This is a genomic window from Methanoregula sp. (assembly GCF_049690535.1).
Classification (GTDB): Archaea; Halobacteriota; Methanomicrobia; order Methanomicrobiales; family Methanospirillaceae; genus Methanoregula.
Genome location: NZ_JBAVMX010000088.1, coordinates 1 through 18,383, shown reverse-complemented (window position 1 = coordinate 18,383; position 18,383 = coordinate 1). Strand labels below are relative to the sequence as shown.

The following is an 18,383-nucleotide window of genomic DNA, read 5'->3' as shown; positions in this document are numbered from 1 at the left end:
GACTGGATAAGCGGGGTGACCGCCGGCTCACCAATGAGCTGGAGTGCCCGGATCGTTTCCTGTCGGACATCCTCGCCCGGATCGGCGAGAGCCCCGATCAACGGTACGACTGCAGGTGCACCGATCTTACCCAGCGTATCGGCAGAGCCCCTCCGGATGATCCAGAACTCATCTTTGAGCCCACTGATGAGCGGCTCAATGAATGGCTCCCCAAGATCGCCGACCGAACGGACAGCATTCCAGCGGGTGTCAAGATCGCCGCTGGTGAGTGCCTTGAGGAAATTCTCGTAGCGTTCCCGCTGGGCACGCAGTCGTGCTTCCTCCTCCTCACGGCTTCCGGACTTGAATATGTTGAGAATTTTTTTAATAATTGCCATCGAATCTCTCCCTTTGGTTCATTGTTTGTATAAATCCTTCAAATAGGTATCGCATGCCCATTATCAAGTCAGATTGCCTTTCTGGGGAAAAATAACAGGGCGCTTCCCGATTATCGCGTCCATGAAATTTTTAACAAAAATTACCGGGGGATTTTTCGTGTTCCCTCATATTCGCGCTGTCCTTCTACCCATGATTCAGGGTAATTGCTACGGAAGACGACGCGGTGTTTTGTGCATCCTCCACTGTCATGGTATACGATCCCAGCGGTTTTGACAGGTCGAACGTGTATTTATACGACCATGAGTTATCCGCATTGAGGGGCAGTGTCGCGATCTCTGCACCATTGGCGTATTGCCCGGGTCCGTATAACGTCAGGGTAACACTTTTCGCCCCGGTTGTACAGAGCCCGGAAAATGTTACCGTATCTCCCTGACTCACGACAAAATTGCTTGCGGTGATACCAATAGTTCCCCCTCCGACAACGGAGAATGTCACTTTGTCTGAAGTGGTTTTTGCCTTGTCAGAGGCAATCATTGTATACGACCCTGATATCAGGGAGTACCCAGGGTTCCACGTGTAACTCCAAGAATTATCTCCGTTGACCAACGGCTGGGCCACAAGAACCCCGTTCGTGTATGCACCCGGTCCATAGAGAGTCAGTACTACGGCACCACTTCCCGTGCAGGTGCCGGAGAAGGTCTGCGATTGACCAATGACCATGATATCCTGGCCAGCCGTGACAGTCACGGTGGCCTGAGTGGCCGGCGCTGTTGTTGTGACGACCTGTCCCTGTGTGAATATTCCTCCCGGTGTCTGGACAGGCTGGGTCGTTGTCTGGGATACGAGGGGCGTCAATGCCGCGGAATATGTCGAGGATCCTGCTGTCACCGTGATATTGGCATGCCAGTTCTGGTAACCGGAATAACGGAATTCAAGGGTATGAGCACCGGTCGATACCCCGGGAAGAGTACTCGGGGTAGTCCCGTAGTACTGGTTATCGAGATATATCTGCGCACCTTCCGGTGAGGTTGAAAACTGGAGTGTTCCGGACGGTTTACCGGATGTCTGGGTCGATGTGCACCCGCAAATTATAACACAGAGTATTAATGCCGAAATAATGAGAATCCGCTTCATTCCGTATCCCTTATAGTGGAGAGGTTATCATGATTATCAATTAAAATACTTGTGCAATGTTTTTTTATGATAAAAGGCGGGAATATCCCAGATCCTCATCAGAAAATGAGTATGGGAAAAATCAGTTCCTGTCTGCAAGATGCAGAATTTTTTCCGCAAGTTCAATGCTTTTTTCTTCACCGGTCATCAGCGTATCCAGCCGTATCGCATCTTTTACCTCGACAGGATCGCGGATATCCTGAATAAAGAGATCGACGATATCCCTGTAGCATCCTGCGGTGCCTGCCGATGTCGCTTCAAAGCCCGAGGCCTTCATAAGTTCGGCGGCAGGACCGCTCACCGGGGCATTCCCGATAAATGGGCTCACGGCAATCACAAATTTATTCCTCAAAGCGTCTTTGAGACTCCTGCATTCAAGAATTGGGGTGATGCTCGTAATCGGGTTTGACGGCCCGATGACCACGACCTCGCTTGCAGCGACAGCCTGCAGTACTTCCTCTGAACTTTCCGGGGATTCCTTTGAACAGCGGACGACGCCTTGGATCGGGATCCTGCCTTTGCTCCGCACCCAGTATTCCTGGTAGTGGATGAGGCCCAGATCGGTTTTTACCCGGGTCGTCACTTCGGTATCTGACATCGGCAGGACATTCTCCCGTACGCCGAAACGATCGCAGAGGTTCTTTGTGATATTGGTCAGCCTCATGCCGTCCCGGAGCATGTTTCCCCGCGCGATGTGAACCGCCCGATCGTGATCCCCGATCGCGATAAACTCATCGAGGCCTATCCGGGTGATCTCGTCGTGTGTCGTGAATGTGTCGTTCCGTATACCCCACCATGTGTCGGTATTGAGCACACCGGCAAAAAGGTACATGACGGTATCGAGGTCCGGTGATATGTGGTTACCGGAGATCCAGATGTCCTCGGCCGTGTTTACCACTACCGAGATCTCATGCCTGTCCATCACCTTCTGCATCCCGCGCAGCAGCTTCGGAGTGCCAGTCCCGCCCGAAAGGAACGTGATCATTACTAGAATACTTTTATGCGATGTATATGAAGATTCTTTAGAGTGAATCCCAAGATCATCAAGGACCCGGTCCATGGCTATGTGGAAATCGACGAAGAGATCCTGCCGCTTCTTGATTCCCCTGCCATTCAGCGATTGCGCTATATCCGGCAGCTTGGGTTCTCCTACTTGGTGTATCCCGGGGCCAACCATACCCGGTTTGAACACTCTGTGGGTACGATGCACTTGGCCGGCGTCGCATGCCGGCAGTTTGGTCTCTCAAAGGAAGACCGGCTGCTCGTACTCGTGGCGGCGCTCCTCCATGATGTGGGCCACGGGCCGTTCTCCCATGCAAGTGAACCCCTGATGGAGGCCCGGCTTGGCCGTACTCATGATGATATTGCCGGTATCGTAGATGCACAGTTCGCGGCGCTGCTGGAGCCACTGGGGATAGTGCCCTCTGACCTGTGCGCAGTCGTAAAAGGCCGCCACTCCCTTTCAGGAATCATCCACGGCGATCTTGATGTGGACCGGATGGATTACCTGCTCCGGGACGCGTACTATACCGGCGCTCCGTACGGCACAGTCGATGCGCACCGTCTCATCAGGAATCTCCACCTGACTACGGAAGGGATCGCACTCGATGAGAACGGGATCAATGCGGCAGAATCACTGCTCATCGCACGGACCCTGATGCGCCCGACCGTCTACTACCACCATGTGAGCCGTATCGGGGAGTGCATGTTCCAGATTGCGATGCTCGATCATCTGGCAACACATCCGCGCGGGGGTATTGAGCGGATCTGTACACTCGACGATGCTGAGTGCATTCATGTACTCAAAAACTCAAAAAGCACCCTTTCCCGCGATATGGCAGAGCGACTCTATGGCCGGCGGCTCTACAAGCGGGCCATCTATGCCGGGCAGGATCTGGTCAATACGGTGGCCTTCCAAACCGGCTGGTCGCTTGAGCGATCGCGGGAGGTTGCAGAAGATATTGCCAGTATAGCCGGGTGCCAGGCTGCTGATGTACTCGTGGATATCCCTCCGGTTCCTGGGGATATGTCGTTAGAAGTTCAGGTAAAAAACCGGCATGCCCTCGTCGGTTTTGCCGAGTTGTCCCCCCGGCTCCAGACGCTCAACCAGACCCGGCGCGAGCAGTGGCGGCTGGGGGTGTATACTCTTCCGGAGTACCGCGATGCAGTTGCCGATGCAGCCGCAGAGATCCTGCACATAAAAAAGCCGACCCGGCAGGACACACTCTTCTGATCCGATCCGGCCTGTGATGGCAGGCTGTACCAAAATCCCGGTGGAAGGATAAAAAACTCTAATAGGTGGCATTTCCTACATTCACCCCTATGAAAAAATACCTGATCGCGGGTATGTTCCTGATTCTCGCGGGCGTTGTTGTTGCAGGGTGCACGACCGGCGGCACGGGGGGGTCGAATGCGAATATTACCCCTGCACCATCTGCCAGCGGTGTTCAGGAAACAACGGCGGTTGTGACCGCTACTCAGGCGCCACTTTCTCTTGGAGATCATTACCTCCAGAAATCCTATTCTTTTAACAGCGAGAATGACAATTTTACCGAGCAGTTCAGGATCGATGATCCCTCTTGGGGGATCGTGTTTACCGTACTCCCATTAAATGATGACCCGCAGTATTGCTGGTTTGAGATGACCGTAACCAATCTTGACTCCTTGAAGAGCCAGACATATGGCTTTGGCCGGACATATTCTTATGACACATACCAGCAATACCCGATGTACACGACGGGCCCCTACAAAATTGAAATGAAGGGGAACCTGGTCAAAGTAGATCTGGATGTTGCAAAGAGGCTTCCTTAAGGTGAAATGAGATGAGTGATGTAATCGGCGACGTGTTTGTTATCACATGCGGTACAGTTATCGTCATAGTCATTCTTGCGGTCTCCGTCCTCAAACTCCGCTCCGAGGAGCGCAGGATGCACGAGAGCAGCTACAAACTCAAGGTATACACTGATCTGTTAAATGCCGTGACCGAGATCAACCTCTCCGGTGGCGACAGTTACAAGATGGATATTGCAAAAAAGAACCTTGCCCTTACCCTCAACCGGCTCAACCTTATTGCAAGTTCCGGGGTACTCAAGAGTGTAAGCGATCTTCTGGATTTCTTCAACGAGCACAAAGACAAGGACTTCGACACGCTCCGGCTCCATAATATCCTCAATACGATTGTCATTGAAGCCCGCCGCGATCTCAACCCGACCCATGCCCGCCGGGTCGAAGAGTCCCAGGTGCGGTACCGTTTCTTTGCCCCGGCGCGGAAATAAAGCCCTTGTTTTTCCCACCTTGCCTCATTCCTTCGGCATAAACACTTTTACCTAGAGGCTCCGACATTGGTATCACAGGAGAGCAGGGTGGTATATATGAAAAAGGAATACGTGGTCGGGGTGACCGGAGCAAGCGGGATCTGCTATGCCCGGCGCCTTCTCGATGTAATGTGTAATGATGCCCGTGTGCATCTCATCATATCGGATGTCGCGCAGGAGATTGCACACCACGAAGGGGTGGATCTTTCAGGCTTTGATGCAACGTACCACGACATCGGTGCGATCAGTGCTGATATTGCAAGCGGCTCGCACCGGCACGACGGGATGGTCATTGTCCCGTGCAGTGCAAAGACCCTTTCCGCAATTGCATCCGGCTACGCGGACAACCTGATCACCCGGACTGCGGATGTCTGCTTAAAGGAGCGCCGGAAGTGCATCCTTGTCACCCGCGAGATGCCGCTCTCGAAGATTCACCTGACAAACATGCTTGCCGCACACGAGGCCGGGGCGACGATCATGCCCGCATGCCCGGGGTTCTACCACCGCCCGGAGAAGATTGATGATCTCGTGGACATGGTGGTGGCCCGGGTCCTTGATCACCTCGGGGTCGATCATACGCTTACAGAACGCTGGAGTGGTTACGATGCGTGAATTTATTGAAAAGATGCGAAAAGCGGGACGGGTCATCGATGTCCACGAGCCGCGCACCCCGGACGATATGAAGGCGGCACAACAGGCGTCTGCAACGGACAAGCTTCTCTTTTTCCACAATATCGGCGGCGCCCGGGCGGTCATGAACGTGACGGCCAACCGGCACGCTCTTTCGCTTGCACTGGGCATCGATGAGAAGAACCTCGTAAAAAAACTCGCCGATGCAAATTTTGACGGGAAGATCATAAACGACGGGAAACTTGCCATGAAAAAACCGGCACTCTCAAAGATCCCGGTCATGCATTTCTTCCCAAAAGACGCCGGGAAATACTTCACCGCCGGCGTTGTCTTTTCGAAATGGGATGGGGTGGAGAACGCGTCCATCCACCGCATGCTCGTCCTTGACGACACCAGAGTGGCGGCCCGGCTCGTTGAGGGCCGGCACACGTACGTGATGCACAAAAAAGCGCTTGCCTGCGGGGAACGCCTGCCGGTTGCAATGGTGATCGGGGCGCACCCTGCCGTGACCTTTGCGAGCTGCACCCGGGTCCCGACGGGAAAAGAGCTGGCCTATGCGGCAGAACTCCTCGGCGGGACGATCCACGTAAAGGAATGCAGCAACGGCGTGCTTGTCCCTGCCGATGCGGAGATTGTCCTTGAAGGGTTCATCGGGCCGGATGTCACGGACGAAGGCCCGTTTGTCGATATCACGGGCACCTACGACCCGGTCCGGCGCCAGCCGGTGATCGAGTTCACCGGCATGTACACAAAACCGGACTTCATTTACCACAGCATCCTGCCCGGCGGCGACGAGCACAAGGTCCTGATGGGCTGTCCCTACGAGCCCAAGATCTACAAGGCGGTTGCGGGAGTCACCGAGGTCAGAAATGTCGTCCTCACCAAGGGTGGCTGCGGGTACCTCCACGCGGTCGTCCAGATCAAAAAGAGCACACAGGGCGACGGGAAGAACGCGATTATGGCGGCCTTTGCAGCCCACACCTCGCTCAAGCACGTGGTTGTTGTGGACGAGGACATCAATCCCACGGATCCGTACGATGTCGAGTATGCTATCGCAACCCGGGTGAGTGGCGACAGGGACATCATGGTGATCACCGGTGTCCGCGGTTCTTCGCTTGACCCCTGCCAGAAAGAGGACGGCACGAACGTGAAGATCGGGGTCGATGCGACGATGGTCCTCGGCCACGAAGACGAATTCCGGCGTGCCACATGGTGACCGGCATGCATCTCGACCCGGAAGATGAACGGATCCTTGCCGGGGAAGAAGGCGAGACCCGTCAGAAACTGCTTGAACTCCTTGTCGCCCTTGGGAAAGTGTTCGGGGCAGAACGGCTCGTCCCGATCGCGAGCGCACAGGTCAGCGGGGCGTCCTATAAGACGATCGGGAAATACGGCCTTGAATGGCTGGCAAGCCTCGATGCAAAGGCGGTTGTTCCCGCGGTCCTAAACCCGATCGGCATGGCCCGGACCCGGTGGGAGGAGATGGGGATCGACCCGGCATTTGCCGAGAACCAGCAGGCCGTTGTCGCCGCATATGAGCGGCTTGGCATCCAGCTTGACTGCACCTGCACCCCGTATTACCTGTACGAGACCCAGTACGGCGATCACCTTGCCTGGTCGGAGTCGTCGGCGGTTTGCTACGCGAACTCCGTGATCGGGGCCCGGACAAACCGGGAGGGGGGCCCCTCCGCCCTTGCCGCGGCTATCATCGGAAAGACGCCCTGCTACGGGCTGCATCTCGATAAAAACCGCCTGCCGCAGATGGTGATCGATGTCCATGCCGATACATCGAAGTGGACGATCGCCGATTACGGGGCGCTCGGGTACCACGCAGGAAAAATTGTGGGTAACCGGATCCCGTACTTCCGGGGCATAACCCTGGGTGCAGACTCGCTCAAAGCCATCGGGGCGGCAATGGCGGCGACCGGGGCCGTGGCGCTCTACCATGTCGAGGGTATAACCCCAGAGGCACAGAAGAACCGGTATGATCTCTCTGGTATCGAAGCGGTCCCGGTCGAGCAGGCAGAGATTTCCCGGCTGTTTACTGATATCCCGGTCGATGCAGTTGCTCTCGGATGCCCGCACTGCTCCCCGGCAGAACTCGCAGAGATCGCCCGGCTTCTTGCCGGGAACATCGTGACAAAACCGCTCTATGTCTTTGCCGCACAGGGCGTGATCGACAAAAATGCCAGAATTGTTGATAATATCGAGAAGAGCGGGGCCCGGGTCTTTGCCGATACCTGCATGGTCGTCTCGCCGGTGATGGAGCAATACTGTTCAATTATGGTCAACTCAGGAAAAGCGCTGGCATATGTGCCCAACATGTGCGGGGGAAAGGCCCGGATCGGGACGCTTGAAGACTGCATCCGGGTCGCAACGGAATAATCCTTAACTATCCTATCCCACTTTTTGTGCCACCAGTGTCGAAGAACCTGTCCGGGTCCTCCTGAAATCCTGCACATCCCTTCGGCAACTGCAAGTCTCCATGAAAACATCCTCATTTCAGGATCCTGCACGGCAAATCACCCGTATTATCTCTCATTACCCATAGGGGCAACACACAACATAACCGATCGTTACGGTGGGAATGTATTAAAAAAGAAAAAATTCAGGAGAGTCCCAGCAGGATATTTTTGATCTCCCCGATTGCTTCCGGCTTCGGGTTCTTCCCCGGCCGAACTCCTTCGCCAAACGATAGGATGCGATCGATATCAGTTTTACTGGCATGTGCAAAGGGAATCTTCTCCCAGACGTCCTGGTCGATCGTGTTCCAGGTGCACTGCAACAGGTGACCGAGGAGGATAATCTTCTCCTCGGCAAAGGACTTCCACTCTGGCCCGAGGCCCTGTTGTATCAGTTTAATTGCCCGCTCGACCCTTTTTTCGCGCAGGACATGATACATCCGCCGTCCGATCTCGGCCTGGGTTGCTTCTGGCATACATGCTCCTCCCATCCCCATAGGGGGATGATGAGTGAATCCCGCTGTGCAACCATATACTTTGTGGCAGGCCCGGCATGAACATGGGGGATCCACATTTCCTGTCCGACCCTTTCCGGACTGGACTTGCCAGGGAAAATTCTATAAACCGGAACTGAATAATTCCGATACACTACACCTATGTCCCAAACCCGTGATGAGGAACTGGGCCGGCGGCGGTTCCAGCTCGTAAAGGAACAGGCAGTCGAAGACGCGGTGGAGAAAATACGGCGTGCCCAGGCTGTCGACTGGCCGTCACTGTGTGCGGCTGACTGCATGCTGCTCCGGGAAATTCTCGGAGAACTCTGGATTTGCCTTGAACGGGAGAGATGGGATCAGTACTCCTTCTCCACGCTCACGAAGCAGGATATCAGGGATCTCCTTACACTCGGTGCAGGACTGCGGGACCACACTCTTTCCTGTTCAACTATCGAAAAGATGGAGGCAATCCTCTCTCATTCACGGAATACCTCCCTCTGACCATAACAGGATCAGGAAAATCCGGGTGGAATACTGGGTCCATGGGATACGTGCGCAATACCTTAATATACCAGTACTCGGTTAGGTTCTATCATTGGGAGGTATCGACATGGTTGGTTGGGAAGTCCCGATTGGAGCTGCCATCGCATTTGCCGGTGGTGCCATAGGTACCGGACTGGCGCAGTCCCGGATTGGTGCTGCAGGTGCAGGTGCGATCGCCGAACGGCCCGAGACCGTGGGGTCGATCATTATCCTCGAAGCCATTCCCGAGACACTGGTCATCCTCGGTTTTGTCGTCGCCGCGATGATCATCCTGATGATCACGTAATCCGGGCAGCTCATATTTGCGTGCGGGAGACTGCCGCAGAACACTTGAGTTCCCCAGAAAAATTCTTCTTTCCCCTCCCGGGCCGGGAACACCGGGGGCAGGTTGCAGTACCGGTTCACTGGCGAAACGACAGAGGACGGTGACGCCATGGCCTATGAAAATCTTTTGAAATCCGTGGAGGAGAGTGCACTGGAGAAGGAGCGGGAGCTCCAGAAAAATGCAAAGAAACAGGCCGACGCGATCCGGTTTGCAGCAAAGGAACAGGCAGAAAAAATCCAGGAACTCACCATAAAAGAAGCAGAAACCTCTGCGGCTATCGAGAGGAACAAGCAGCTGTTTCTTGCAAAAGGCGCGATCAAGGAGCAGGCCCTGAAAAGCCGGGAGAAGGTGTTCGAGGCCGCCTTTGAAGCGGCAGGGCAGCAGCTTAGCCGGCTGCGGCAGGATGATACGTACCCCGCTGTATTCAGGCGGCTCGCGGAGGAGACGGCAAGCGCGATGGGGGAAACACCGTTCGTCGTCCATATCGATCCGCGCGATCTGGATCTCTGCAAAAATACACTGGCAGTACTGAAGATTTCATGTGAGATCCGTGCCGATCTGGAGTGTATGGGCGGCCTTGTGGCCAGCTCGCCGGATGGCCACATCACCATTTCCAACACGATAGAGTCCCGGCTCGAACGGGTGCGGGAGCACAAAAGACTCGAGATATACGCCGTACTTGCCGGTGGTTGATATGGACTGGGGATACATCAATGCCCGGATGAGGGGGATGAAGAGCCAGTTGCTCGACCACCACACGCTTGACAACCTGATCCTCCAGCCTGACCTCGGGTCCCTGATCGGCGAGCTTGAGAAAACCCCCTACCATGATGACATTATCGAAGCGAAGGGGCGGTATGCCGGCATGCCCTGCATCGAGTATGCCCTGCGGAAAAATTTTGTCCGGACCTTCCGGAAGATTCTTGCATTTTCAGAGAGAGAGGAAGCGGAGAACTACATCAGGATCTTCCTGCACCGCTGGGACATCCAGAACATCAAGACGATCCTCCGCGGGAAGAATATCCACGTGACAAACGAGGAGATCCTCGACTGCCTCGTGCCGGTAGGCGAATTGGACGAAGCGACATTGACCGAGCTCGTACGCCAGCAGGATACAAAGGCGGTTATCGACCTGCTTGCCACATGGCGCATTCCGTGGGCAAAACCTCTCACCACAGCATTCCCGGAGTTTGCCCGGGGCGGCGACCTCGCCATGCTCGAATGTGCCCTCGACCGGTATTATTATGACGAAGCGCTCCGTGCGGCAAAAGGCCCTGATGCAAACAACGCTATGATCCGGCGTATTCTCTCTCTTGAGATTGACGTCGTCAACATCAAGACGGTCCTACGGATGATCCGGGATCATATCGACCAGGAAGAAGCAAAGAAATTCCTGCTTGCAGGGGGGCAGGAATTCAATCTCAGGAAACTCTCCCGGATACTAGCCCTGCACACGATAGAAGACGCTCTCGCGGAGATGGCCGTATTTCGGTACCAGTTCCTGTCAGGAATCCCCGAGGCCGCCGTCAAGGCACAAAAGATCTCGGTCATCGAGAAAGAACTGGAACGGTACCTGGTACAGCAGGGCACGAGGGCCTTCCGTGGTGATCCCCTGAGCGTTGCTTCTCTTATCGGGTACTTCTGGGCGAAGTACAACGAGATCACCAATATACGGGTCATCGCGCGCTGCAAGACTGCTGATTTCCCCATAGAACACCTCCGGGAGGAGCTCGTCTATGTATGAGTTTGTCATCGTGACGGACAGCGAACGGGCCGCGGGTTTCCGGCTCGCGGGGGCGGAGGTGTTCGAAGTGAAAAACGTGGAGGATGCGAAGACGATCATCCCGCCCCTGCTCCACAAGGATGACATCGGGATCGTGGCTGTAAACGAGGAGTACATGCTGGCACTTGATGAGAAACTCATGGACCGGATCGAAAAGATGCACCGCCCGCTCATCATACCGATCCCCGCAAAGACAAAGGAAGTGGACCGGCGGACCTACATCGAGCGGCTGCTCAAAAAGGCGATCGGGTACAACATCGTCCTAAAGAGGTGATGAAATGATTTCAGGAACAATTTCACGGGTGTCGGGTCCGGTGATCATCGCAAAGGGCATGAAGGGTTCCCGGATGTACGACGTGGTCAATGTCGGGACCGAGGCGCTCCGCGGTGAGATCATCAGGCTCGAAGGGGATGAGGCGGTCATCCAGGTATACGAGGACACCACGGGCCTCACGCTGGGTGAGAACGTGGAGAACACCGGGATCCCCCTCTCTGTCGAACTGGGTCCCGGCCTCCTCTCCTCGATCTATGATGGTGTCCAGCGCCCCCTCCCGGTTCTCCTCGAAAAAAGCGGGGATTTTATCGGCCGTGGCATCACTGCCCCGGGCCTCGACCGGTCGAAGAAATGGGAGTTTGTCCCTCAAGTAAAGACCGGTGACGTGCTGTCCCCGGGGGACATTATCGGGACCGTCGCGGAGTTCCAGTTCGAGCACCGGGTCCTCGTTCCCCCGAATGTCTCCGGCAAGGTCATAGAGATCCGTGAAGGTGCATTCACGGTCGATGAGATCGTCTGCACTCTTGATGACTCGATCAAACTCACCATGATGCATACATGGCCGGTGCGGATCCCCCGGCCCCACAAAAAGAAGCTCGATCCGGTCCTGCCTCTCATTACCGGGCAACGGATTTTCGACTGCATGTTTCCGGTGACAAAAGGCGGGACGGCAATGATCCCGGGCGGCTTCGGGACCGGAAAGACTGTCTCCGAACAGACGCTTGCCAAGTGGTCGGACACCCAGATCGTCGTCTACATCGGCTGCGGGGAGCGGGGCAACGAAATGACCGACGTCCTTGCGGAATTCCCGGAGCTGGTTGATCCACGGACCAATCTCCCCTTAATCCAGCGGACGGTCCTCATCGCCAATACCTCGAACATGCCGGTCGCCGCCCGGGAGGCCTCGATCTATACCGGGATCACCATTGCCGAATACTTCCGGGACATGGGGTATGATGTGGCACTGATGGCAGACTCGACCTCCCGCTGGGGCGAGGCGTTAAGAGAGGTCTCCGGCAGGCTTGAGGAGATGCCGGGCGAGGAAGGCTATCCGGCGTACCTTGCGACCCGGCTCGCGGCGTTCTACGAGCGGGCCGGCCGGGTTACCTGTCTCGGTACCGGGGATCGTACAGGATCGATCACGGTCGTCGGCGCGGTCTCACCACCCGGCGGGGATTTCTCGGAACCGATCACCCAGAACACGCTCCGGGTGGTCGGGACGTTCTGGGCTCTGGACACAAACCTCGCCTACCGACGGCATTTTCCCTCGGTGAACTGGATCAAGAGCTATTCGCTCTACCTTGATAGTATCGCTGAGTGGTACAGCAGGACGATTTCCCCTGACTGGCGGGGACTCCGGGACAAGGCGATGTACCTGCTCCAGAAGGAAGTGGAGTTGCAGGAGATCGTCCAGCTGGTGGGCCCGGATGCACTTCCCGACAGCGAGAAAGCGATCCTCGAAGTGACACGGATGATCCGCGAGGACTTTCTCCAGCAGAGCGCCTACAGCGACACCGACTCTTTCTGCCCAGTTGAGAAGCAGTACCTGATGCTTAACGTGATCATGTCGTATTACGAGCAGGTGAATCTCGCGATGAACCGGGGGATCAGCCTGCGGCAGATCCAGGCACTCCCGCTGAGGGTGGCTATCGGGAGGATGAAGGAGGCCGGGGAGTTGGATGCAATCCGGAACCTGAACCAGGAGATCGGTATCACGCTGATGGCGCTGGAGGTGGAGAAATGAAGGATTCATCGCTGCTGACAAGGGAATACCGGACGATCGGCTACGTATCGGGCCCGCTGATCTTCGTCACCGGGGTGAAAGGAGCGTCATTCGGCGAGATCGTGAAGATCACGCTCCATGATGGTGAAGAGCGCAACGGGCAGGTGCTCGATATCTCGGAAGATCACGCGGTCGTCCAGGTCTATGAGGGCACCCGGGGGATCGATCTTATTGGTACCACGGTCCGGTTCACCGGTGAGCCCGCCCGGATCCCGGTTTCAAAGGACATGCTGGGCCGGATCTTTTCCGGGGTTGGTAAGGCCCGGGACAACGGCCCTGAGATCATCCCGGAAGCCGTGCTCGATATCGCAGGAATGCCTATCAACCCGTCTGCCCGGGACAAACCTGCGGACTTCATCCAGACCGGCATGTCGGCAATCGATGGCCTTAACACGCTTGTACGGGGGCAGAAGCTGCCCATCTTCTCCGGCTCCGGCCTTCCGGCGAGCAAACTTGCAGCCCAGATCGCTCGGCAAGCAAAGGTTCTTGGCGAGGACGAACAGTTTGCCGTCGTGTTCGTGGCGATGGGGATCACCCACAAGGAGGCATCCTTCTTCATGCAGGACTTCGAGCGCACGGGGGCACTCGACCGCGTGGTCTTCTTCATGAATCTTGCCGACGACCCGACAGTCGAGAGGCTGGCGGCCCCGCGGTGCGGTCTTGCGGTCGCAGAATTTCTCGCGTTTACCCACCACCTCCACGTCCTCGTGATCCTGACCGATATGATTAATTACTGCGAGGCCCTGCGTGAGATCTCGACCGCACGCGAAGAGGTACCCGGCCGGCGCGGATACCCGGGTTATATGTACACCGACCTTGCCTCCATCTATGAACGGGCCGGCCGGCTGAAAGGGAAGCAAGGTTCGATTACCCAGATCCCAATCCTGACGATGCCGGACGATGATATCACCCACCCGGTGCCCGACCTGACTGGTTACATCACCGAAGGCCAGATCGTGCTCTCGCGGGATATCTTCCGGCGCGGGGGCGACCCTCCGATCGACGCCCTCCCCTGCCTCTCCCGTCTCATGAACCTTGGTATCGGCGCGGGCAAGACCCGTGAGGATCACCGCGGTGTGGCAGACCAACTGTACGCCAGCTACGCGTACGGGCGCGACCTCCGACGGCTCGTCTCTATCGTTGGTGAGGAAGCGCTGACCGATCTTGACCGGAAGTACCTGAAGTTCGCGGATATATTTGAGCGGAAGTTCATTACGCAGGGCAATGAAGACCGGCCGATCGAAAAGACCCTCTCCATCGCGTGGGATCTCTTCAGTACCCTGCCGGAGGACGAGCTTAAGCGGATAAAAAAAGAGCACATCCGGAAATACCACCCGTCGGCACGCGAAGCGGCAGGAACCCCAGAGAGGAGCTAAAAACGCTATGGAGCAGGTCCGGCCGACAAGGATGGAACTGATGAGGATGAAGGCCCAGATCAGGCTTGCCGAGCAGGGCCGGGACCTTCTGCGGCAGAAAATGGATGCGCTTATCCAGGAGTTCTTCAAGATCTTAAGCACCGTTTCGGAGTCCCGCGACGAGCTGGAGCAGGTTTCCCAGGCGGCAGACCTTGCCCTGATGATCGCAGAGGCCGTTGACGACCCGGTCACGCTGCGGTCTGCATCGTTTGCCACCCGCCGGTCGATCACGGTCGATATTACCGGGAAGAACATCATGGGTGTCCCCGTCCCGGTGATCGAGAAGAAACGCGTCTCCAAGAATATGCTGGAACGGGGTTACGGTATCATTACGACCAGTGCACGGATCGATGAAACGGCCGAGCGGTACGAGGTGGAGCTGGATCTCTTGATCAAGCTCGCCGAGATCGAGACCGCGATGCGGCGGCTTGGGACCGAGATCCAGATGAACCGCCGGCGGGTGAATGCGCTTGAGCAGATCCTGATCCCGGAGCTGAAGATCCAGGCGAAGTATATCAAGAACGCAATTGAGGAGCGGGAACGGGAGGACCTGTTCCGGCTCAAGAAGGTCAAGAGCATTATCGAGAAGAAGAAACGGAAGGCGAAGGAGAAGAAGAAAAGATTGTAATCGGTTGGTTTTTAGTAAATTCTGTATCCCTGATCCTGCCCGGAATCGCCCGGGAAAAATCGTTTGGGGGGAGGGGGGTGATCCCCCTACCCCCCTCCCTTCTTTTTTATAAGAGGGGGCCACCCCCCCACCCATGTGCCGGGGCAAGTGGGGGGTACCCCCTCCCGGTTTGCTGGGGCCGGCATAGGAAAGCAGATTGGAGATAATGGTTTAAAAAAAATATGTCGTGCAAATTTCAAAACGCTCGTTAGGGACTCCGGTAGGGCACTATTCCCGGAACCGTTTCCTTTCACGATACATGCGACCCAGCCCCTTACGGCACCTCCCTCTTAAACGGCTTATACGGCATCCCGCCCCCCTCGTAGAACTTTGAGAAGAACTCGACGAGGTGGAGACGTATCGCGTGGATCGAAGGGGAGAACATCGCGAGTCCAACGTTGAGCGCATGCAGGAGGAGAGCGACGATGATGCCGATGATGGCAAACGCGAACGCACCGCTGAGCCGGTTTGCCACCATTGCGAGGATCACCGATGCCATGCCGATTGCCATCAGCCTCGAATACGAGAGGATGTTCCCTACCGTGCTCATCACCTCAATCGTGCCGAATACCCCGGCCCCCATCAGGATAAGGGGCAGGGCAACAATGATGAGGACAATCGCCGGGTACATCGCAAAAGCCGGCACGGCTTTCGCGAGCATGGCGACAATGATGATAATCGCCGTGATCATCATCAGCATGCCGGTCTTCTCGTACAGATGCTTCCGTTTTTTCGTGATGATCGCGTTCCGGATGCCGATGAACAGACCCAGGAAGACGTGAATGACTCCGATGGTGATCGCCAGGATGAGCATCGGGATCATGGCATCCACGCGGTTCCAGGTGATGCCGAGAATATGCACCGGCTGGAGCCAGCCCATCGTTTCCCCAATATCCCCGAAGAATTCCCCGAACAGGTACCCGAAGATAATCGTCGGGATCGACGAGATGATCAGGATATTCGCCAGGTTTTTTGCAAACGCGATTGCCTGGTACCGGTGCCGGATCACAAGTGCGAAGGCGAGGATGACGAGGCCATACCCGATGTCCCCGACCATGAGCCCGAAGAAGAGCGGGAAGAAGATGGCGAGGATCGGTGACGGGTCAACTTCCCGGTACCGTGGCAGGGCAACGAGCTGCATGATGAACTCGAAAGGTTTGACCCACGATGGATTATCGTAGCAGACCGGGGCGTTTTCCAGGTCTTTTTCCGTTACCGGTAGCTCGTTAACGATTACCCGGTCCACGAATGCATCTTTTAACATGTTCCGGGTCCGTTTCAGGTAGTTCTTCGGGATCCAGCCCATGATGACAAAAGTGTATTCCGATACCCCGAAGTTACGATATGCGCCCAGTTCTCCGTGGATTATCTCTAACTGTCTTTTTATGACGACGAGTTCCTGGTACCACGTGTTCGAGAGGGCGAGCAGCTCCGCATCGATCCGGGAGATTTCCTCCTGCGAACGGAGCCGGTTCTCTTCTATCATTGCATACATTTCGTAAAAGGGTCTGCCAGCATAATCCTTCGGGAGCCGCACTTCATTCACGTTCACGGAGTAGATGAAGGTGTGGATCTCCCCGGAATATTTTTTCGGAAAGACCATGATGGCAGCGAGGGTATCGGCATCGACCGAGGTTGCGATCATCTCGAACCGGTTGCCGGTGATGGTGTCGAGTTCTTTTTTTATCAGTTCCAGAACGTCCCGGTGCTCCTCCTGGATAAGAAGGATTGTGACCTCGAACCCTTCGAGTGCCGGCAACTCCTTCTCCAACGGGTGGATGATATCGAGGACTTTTGCGTACCGGTTTAAGGTCGCGATCGAAAGGGTGAGTTCGGTTTTCTTTGCCGCCAGTTCCCGGGTCGTTGTTTCGAGAGTGCGGATAATCGTCCGGGCCCGTGCAATCAGTTCGGTATGGGTTCTGCTCTCTAGGGTGGTTCGGAGCCCTGCCTGGATGACGGGATCGTCCGCGATGACGGGCAGGGTGGAGAAGATCGCACTGATCGTGCCGAGGATCCCGGCAACTTCATCAGCCTCGTCCTGTCGGATACTTGCGAGACTGATCTCGTCCTTCGGGATGAGTTCCGAAGCGTTTTCGAGATGGATGGTGCCTGCCTCGTACAAAAGATCGACTGCACGACCCAGCTCCGCTTTTGGCCCGATCACTTGGATGCGTTTCATTGCCTGGAGCATACGACTCCTTTTCCGGGGGTGCCCGGCATTATTCCATGGTCACGTACCTGACGATCCGCTCCGTTGCCGCAGGGAGGTTCTGTTCCCCCTCGCGCAAAGCACGCTTCATTTCCTGTTCTGCCGCGCTTTTCAGAGCCTCGATGTCAGATTCTGTTCTCCCACGCTCATTCCAGTACACCTGTTCCGCGTTCGTTTTTCCTGCCGTGTCCGCGGTGCAGAGCAGATCTTCAGCATCAGTCCGGGCCGCAGCAATAACGGATTCTGCATCGGCCCGGGCCGTGGCGATCTTCTTTGAGAACTCCAGTTCCTTATCCCGAATCTGCTGCAGGAGTGATTTTTCCGGTTCTGCCATGTATCTCCCTCCCTAGAGCCCGTGCTTCTCCTTTAAGACCGAAGTCACCCCGCACGAGGGTTTCTGGTTGGGGTGCACTATCTCCTCATCGTGCGAATCGTTTCCGACGAGTCCCTTTGTTTTTACCGCAGCCTCCTCTATCCGTTTCCGGCAGTTCCCGATTGCTGTATTCTGCAGTGTATTGATCGTTTTGAGGAGATCCTGCGCCAAAGCCTGCACCCCCAAAGAGGAGATGATCACTTGCACTATACCTCAGAAGATGGATATATACTTTCTTTAGGCCGGGGTCAGGGGGCTGTTATCTCAAAAAAGGAATCCATTAATCTTTTGGGCGTCTATTCATCTCATGAGGAACCGGCTGTATACCTGTTGCCGGGTGTTTTTAAGATGGTCTCCATGGACATGCTTGCACACTTCGGACTGGTGCTCATTTTTATTCTCGTCCTCATCCTCCCGTTCCGGGTAAAAGTCATCGAGCACAATCTCGAAGTGTTCCTGTTTTCCTGCGGGGTTGTGGCCCTGACACTCTCCGGCCTGATCGTCATTCCCGGTGAACAGACCGGCTGGAGCCAGGCCATCGTACAGGAAGCGCTCCTCTC

At 55.9% G+C, this 18,383-nt stretch carries 22 protein-coding genes; 15 read left to right on the top strand and 7 right to left on the bottom strand.

Translation table 11 applies throughout. The features are described from left to right. The 3 genes from WCE46_RS06700 to cofD all read right to left on the bottom strand — a co-directional run. Window positions 1-377 (bottom strand): HEAT repeat domain-containing protein (locus WCE46_RS06700; protein WP_424732930.1); only part of this gene is annotated, 377 nt, incomplete at its 3' end. A 184-nt stretch (window positions 378-561) separates the two neighbouring features. Beyond that, window positions 562-1,512 carry a PEGA domain-containing protein gene (locus WCE46_RS06695; RefSeq protein WP_424732929.1) on the bottom strand — a complete coding sequence of 317 codons (951 nt, stop codon included), beginning with the start codon at window positions 1,510-1,512 and terminating at the stop codon, window positions 562-564. 121 nt (window positions 1,513-1,633) lie between these two features. Beyond that, window positions 1,634-2,536, bottom strand: coding sequence for a 2-phospho-L-lactate transferase (gene cofD, locus WCE46_RS06690; protein ID WP_424732928.1), 903 nt, complete (start codon window positions 2,534-2,536; stop codon window positions 1,634-1,636). Window positions 2,537-2,578: 42 nt separating this feature from the next. Between cofD and WCE46_RS06685 the strand changes: the two genes are divergently transcribed. The 6 genes from WCE46_RS06685 to WCE46_RS06660 all read left to right on the top strand — a co-directional run bounded on the left by WCE46_RS06685 (window position 2,579) and on the right by WCE46_RS06660 (window position 7,880). Further along, on the top strand, window positions 2,579-3,784 hold the full coding sequence (locus WCE46_RS06685; protein WP_424732926.1) for an HD domain-containing protein: 1,206 nt from the start codon (window positions 2,579-2,581) through the stop codon (window positions 3,782-3,784). 65 nt (window positions 3,785-3,849) lie between these two features. Then, window positions 3,850-4,362 (top strand): hypothetical protein, encoded by a 513-nt coding sequence (locus WCE46_RS06680; RefSeq protein WP_424732925.1) that lies wholly within the window; start codon window positions 3,850-3,852, stop codon window positions 4,360-4,362. Window positions 4,363-4,373: 11 nt separating this feature from the next. Beyond that, window positions 4,374-4,826, top strand: a complete 453-nt coding sequence (locus tag WCE46_RS06675; protein WP_424732924.1) for a hypothetical protein — start codon at window positions 4,374-4,376, stop codon at window positions 4,824-4,826. 96 nt (window positions 4,827-4,922) lie between these two features. Beyond that, window positions 4,923-5,477 (top strand): UbiX family flavin prenyltransferase, encoded by a 555-nt coding sequence (locus WCE46_RS06670; protein ID WP_424732923.1) that lies wholly within the window; start codon window positions 4,923-4,925, stop codon window positions 5,475-5,477. Next, entirely contained in the window at window positions 5,470-6,711 is a 1,242-nt protein-coding gene (locus tag WCE46_RS06665) for a UbiD family decarboxylase (protein ID WP_424732922.1), read from the top strand. The genes WCE46_RS06670 and WCE46_RS06665 overlap by 8 nt, the downstream gene beginning before the upstream one ends. A gap of 5 nt (window positions 6,712-6,716) precedes the next feature. After that, complete coding sequence (locus WCE46_RS06660; protein ID WP_424732921.1) at window positions 6,717-7,880, top strand: aconitase X; 1,164 nt, start codon at window positions 6,717-6,719, stop codon at window positions 7,878-7,880. Window positions 7,881-8,103: 223 nt separating this feature from the next. Here the strand turns inward: WCE46_RS06660 and WCE46_RS06655 are convergent, their stop codons facing one another. Then, window positions 8,104-8,433, bottom strand: coding sequence for a hypothetical protein (locus WCE46_RS06655; protein WP_424732920.1), 330 nt, complete (start codon window positions 8,431-8,433; stop codon window positions 8,104-8,106). A gap of 180 nt (window positions 8,434-8,613) precedes the next feature. Here WCE46_RS06655 and WCE46_RS06650 point away from each other — a divergent pair, with 180 nt between their 5' ends. The 8 genes from WCE46_RS06650 (at window position 8,614) to WCE46_RS06615 (ending at window position 15,202) form a co-directional block, all read left to right on the top strand. After that, entirely contained in the window at window positions 8,614-8,952 is a 339-nt protein-coding gene (locus WCE46_RS06650; protein ID WP_424732919.1) for a hypothetical protein, read from the top strand. A gap of 109 nt (window positions 8,953-9,061) precedes the next feature. Then, on the top strand, window positions 9,062-9,280 hold the full coding sequence (locus WCE46_RS06645) for an ATPase (protein WP_424732918.1): 219 nt from the start codon (window positions 9,062-9,064) through the stop codon (window positions 9,278-9,280). A 147-nt stretch (window positions 9,281-9,427) separates the two neighbouring features. Then, entirely contained in the window at window positions 9,428-10,012 is a 585-nt protein-coding gene (locus tag WCE46_RS06640; RefSeq protein ID WP_424732917.1) for a V-type ATP synthase subunit E, read from the top strand. A 1-nt stretch (window position 10,013) separates the two neighbouring features. Continuing rightward, complete coding sequence (locus WCE46_RS06635; RefSeq protein WP_424732916.1) at window positions 10,014-11,063, top strand: V-type ATPase subunit; 1,050 nt, start codon at window positions 10,014-10,016, stop codon at window positions 11,061-11,063. Then, entirely contained in the window at window positions 11,056-11,376 is a 321-nt protein-coding gene (locus WCE46_RS06630; RefSeq protein ID WP_424732915.1) for a V-type ATP synthase subunit F, read from the top strand. Before WCE46_RS06635 ends, WCE46_RS06630 begins: the two co-directional genes overlap by 8 nt. Before the next feature lie 4 nt (window positions 11,377-11,380). Then, window positions 11,381-13,120, top strand: a complete 1,740-nt coding sequence (locus WCE46_RS06625; protein WP_424732914.1) for a V-type ATP synthase subunit A — start codon at window positions 11,381-11,383, stop codon at window positions 13,118-13,120. Continuing rightward, window positions 13,117-14,535, top strand: a complete 1,419-nt coding sequence (locus WCE46_RS06620) for a V-type ATP synthase subunit B (protein WP_424732913.1) — start codon at window positions 13,117-13,119, stop codon at window positions 14,533-14,535. The genes WCE46_RS06625 and WCE46_RS06620 overlap by 4 nt, the downstream gene beginning before the upstream one ends. 7 nt (window positions 14,536-14,542) lie before the next feature. After that, a complete protein-coding gene (locus tag WCE46_RS06615) occupies window positions 14,543-15,202 on the top strand; it encodes a V-type ATP synthase subunit D (RefSeq protein WP_424732912.1) in 660 nt (219 codons plus the stop codon). A 313-nt stretch (window positions 15,203-15,515) separates the two neighbouring features. Here WCE46_RS06615 and WCE46_RS06610 read toward each other — a convergent pair whose 3' ends face one another. Genes WCE46_RS06610 through WCE46_RS06600 form a run of 3 tightly spaced genes read right to left on the bottom strand, consistent with a single transcriptional unit; the run spans window position 15,516 to window position 17,994 of the window. After that, window positions 15,516-17,432, bottom strand: a complete 1,917-nt coding sequence (locus WCE46_RS06610; RefSeq protein WP_424732911.1) for a V-type ATP synthase subunit I — start codon at window positions 17,430-17,432, stop codon at window positions 15,516-15,518. A gap of 28 nt (window positions 17,433-17,460) precedes the next feature. After that, entirely contained in the window at window positions 17,461-17,784 is a 324-nt protein-coding gene (locus WCE46_RS06605; protein WP_424732910.1) for a hypothetical protein, read from the bottom strand. A gap of 12 nt (window positions 17,785-17,796) precedes the next feature. After that, window positions 17,797-17,994 (bottom strand): hypothetical protein, encoded by a 198-nt coding sequence (locus tag WCE46_RS06600; protein WP_424732909.1) that lies wholly within the window; start codon window positions 17,992-17,994, stop codon window positions 17,797-17,799. A gap of 177 nt (window positions 17,995-18,171) precedes the next feature. On the opposite strand from WCE46_RS06600, the gene WCE46_RS06595 reads away from it, so the two are divergent. Then, a partial coding sequence (locus WCE46_RS06595; RefSeq protein ID WP_424732908.1) for a DUF1646 family protein occupies window positions 18,172-18,383 on the top strand: 212 nt, incomplete at its 3' end.

What these genes read in the sequence shown, in the direction of transcription:
- WCE46_RS06695 (WP_424732929.1), bottom strand. Translation starts at nt 1,512, where the DNA reads ATGAAGCGGATTCTCATTATTTCGGCATTAATACTCTGTGTTATAATT.
- cofD (WP_424732928.1), bottom strand. Translation starts at nt 2,536, where the DNA reads ATGATCACGTTCCTTTCGGGCGGGACTGGCACTCCGAAGCTGCTGCGC.
- WCE46_RS06675 (WP_424732924.1), top strand. Translation starts at nt 4,374, where the DNA reads ATGAGTGATGTAATCGGCGACGTGTTTGTTATCACATGCGGTACAGTT.
- WCE46_RS06670 (WP_424732923.1), top strand. Translation starts at nt 4,923, where the DNA reads ATGAAAAAGGAATACGTGGTCGGGGTGACCGGAGCAAGCGGGATCTGC.
- WCE46_RS06665 (WP_424732922.1), top strand. Translation starts at nt 5,470, where the DNA reads ATGCGTGAATTTATTGAAAAGATGCGAAAAGCGGGACGGGTCATCGAT.
- WCE46_RS06660 (WP_424732921.1), top strand. Translation starts at nt 6,717, where the DNA reads ATGCATCTCGACCCGGAAGATGAACGGATCCTTGCCGGGGAAGAAGGC.
- WCE46_RS06655 (WP_424732920.1), bottom strand. Translation starts at nt 8,433, where the DNA reads ATGCCAGAAGCAACCCAGGCCGAGATCGGACGGCGGATGTATCATGTC.
- WCE46_RS06650 (WP_424732919.1), top strand. Translation starts at nt 8,614, where the DNA reads ATGTCCCAAACCCGTGATGAGGAACTGGGCCGGCGGCGGTTCCAGCTC.
- WCE46_RS06645 (WP_424732918.1), top strand. Translation starts at nt 9,062, where the DNA reads ATGGTTGGTTGGGAAGTCCCGATTGGAGCTGCCATCGCATTTGCCGGT.
- WCE46_RS06640 (WP_424732917.1), top strand. Translation starts at nt 9,428, where the DNA reads ATGGCCTATGAAAATCTTTTGAAATCCGTGGAGGAGAGTGCACTGGAG.
- WCE46_RS06635 (WP_424732916.1), top strand. Translation starts at nt 10,014, where the DNA reads ATGGACTGGGGATACATCAATGCCCGGATGAGGGGGATGAAGAGCCAG.
- WCE46_RS06630 (WP_424732915.1), top strand. Translation starts at nt 11,056, where the DNA reads ATGTATGAGTTTGTCATCGTGACGGACAGCGAACGGGCCGCGGGTTTC.
- WCE46_RS06625 (WP_424732914.1), top strand. Translation starts at nt 11,381, where the DNA reads ATGATTTCAGGAACAATTTCACGGGTGTCGGGTCCGGTGATCATCGCA.
- WCE46_RS06620 (WP_424732913.1), top strand. Translation starts at nt 13,117, where the DNA reads ATGAAGGATTCATCGCTGCTGACAAGGGAATACCGGACGATCGGCTAC.
- WCE46_RS06615 (WP_424732912.1), top strand. Translation starts at nt 14,543, where the DNA reads ATGGAGCAGGTCCGGCCGACAAGGATGGAACTGATGAGGATGAAGGCC.
- WCE46_RS06610 (WP_424732911.1), bottom strand. Translation starts at nt 17,432, where the DNA reads ATGCTCCAGGCAATGAAACGCATCCAAGTGATCGGGCCAAAAGCGGAG.
- WCE46_RS06605 (WP_424732910.1), bottom strand. Translation starts at nt 17,784, where the DNA reads ATGGCAGAACCGGAAAAATCACTCCTGCAGCAGATTCGGGATAAGGAA.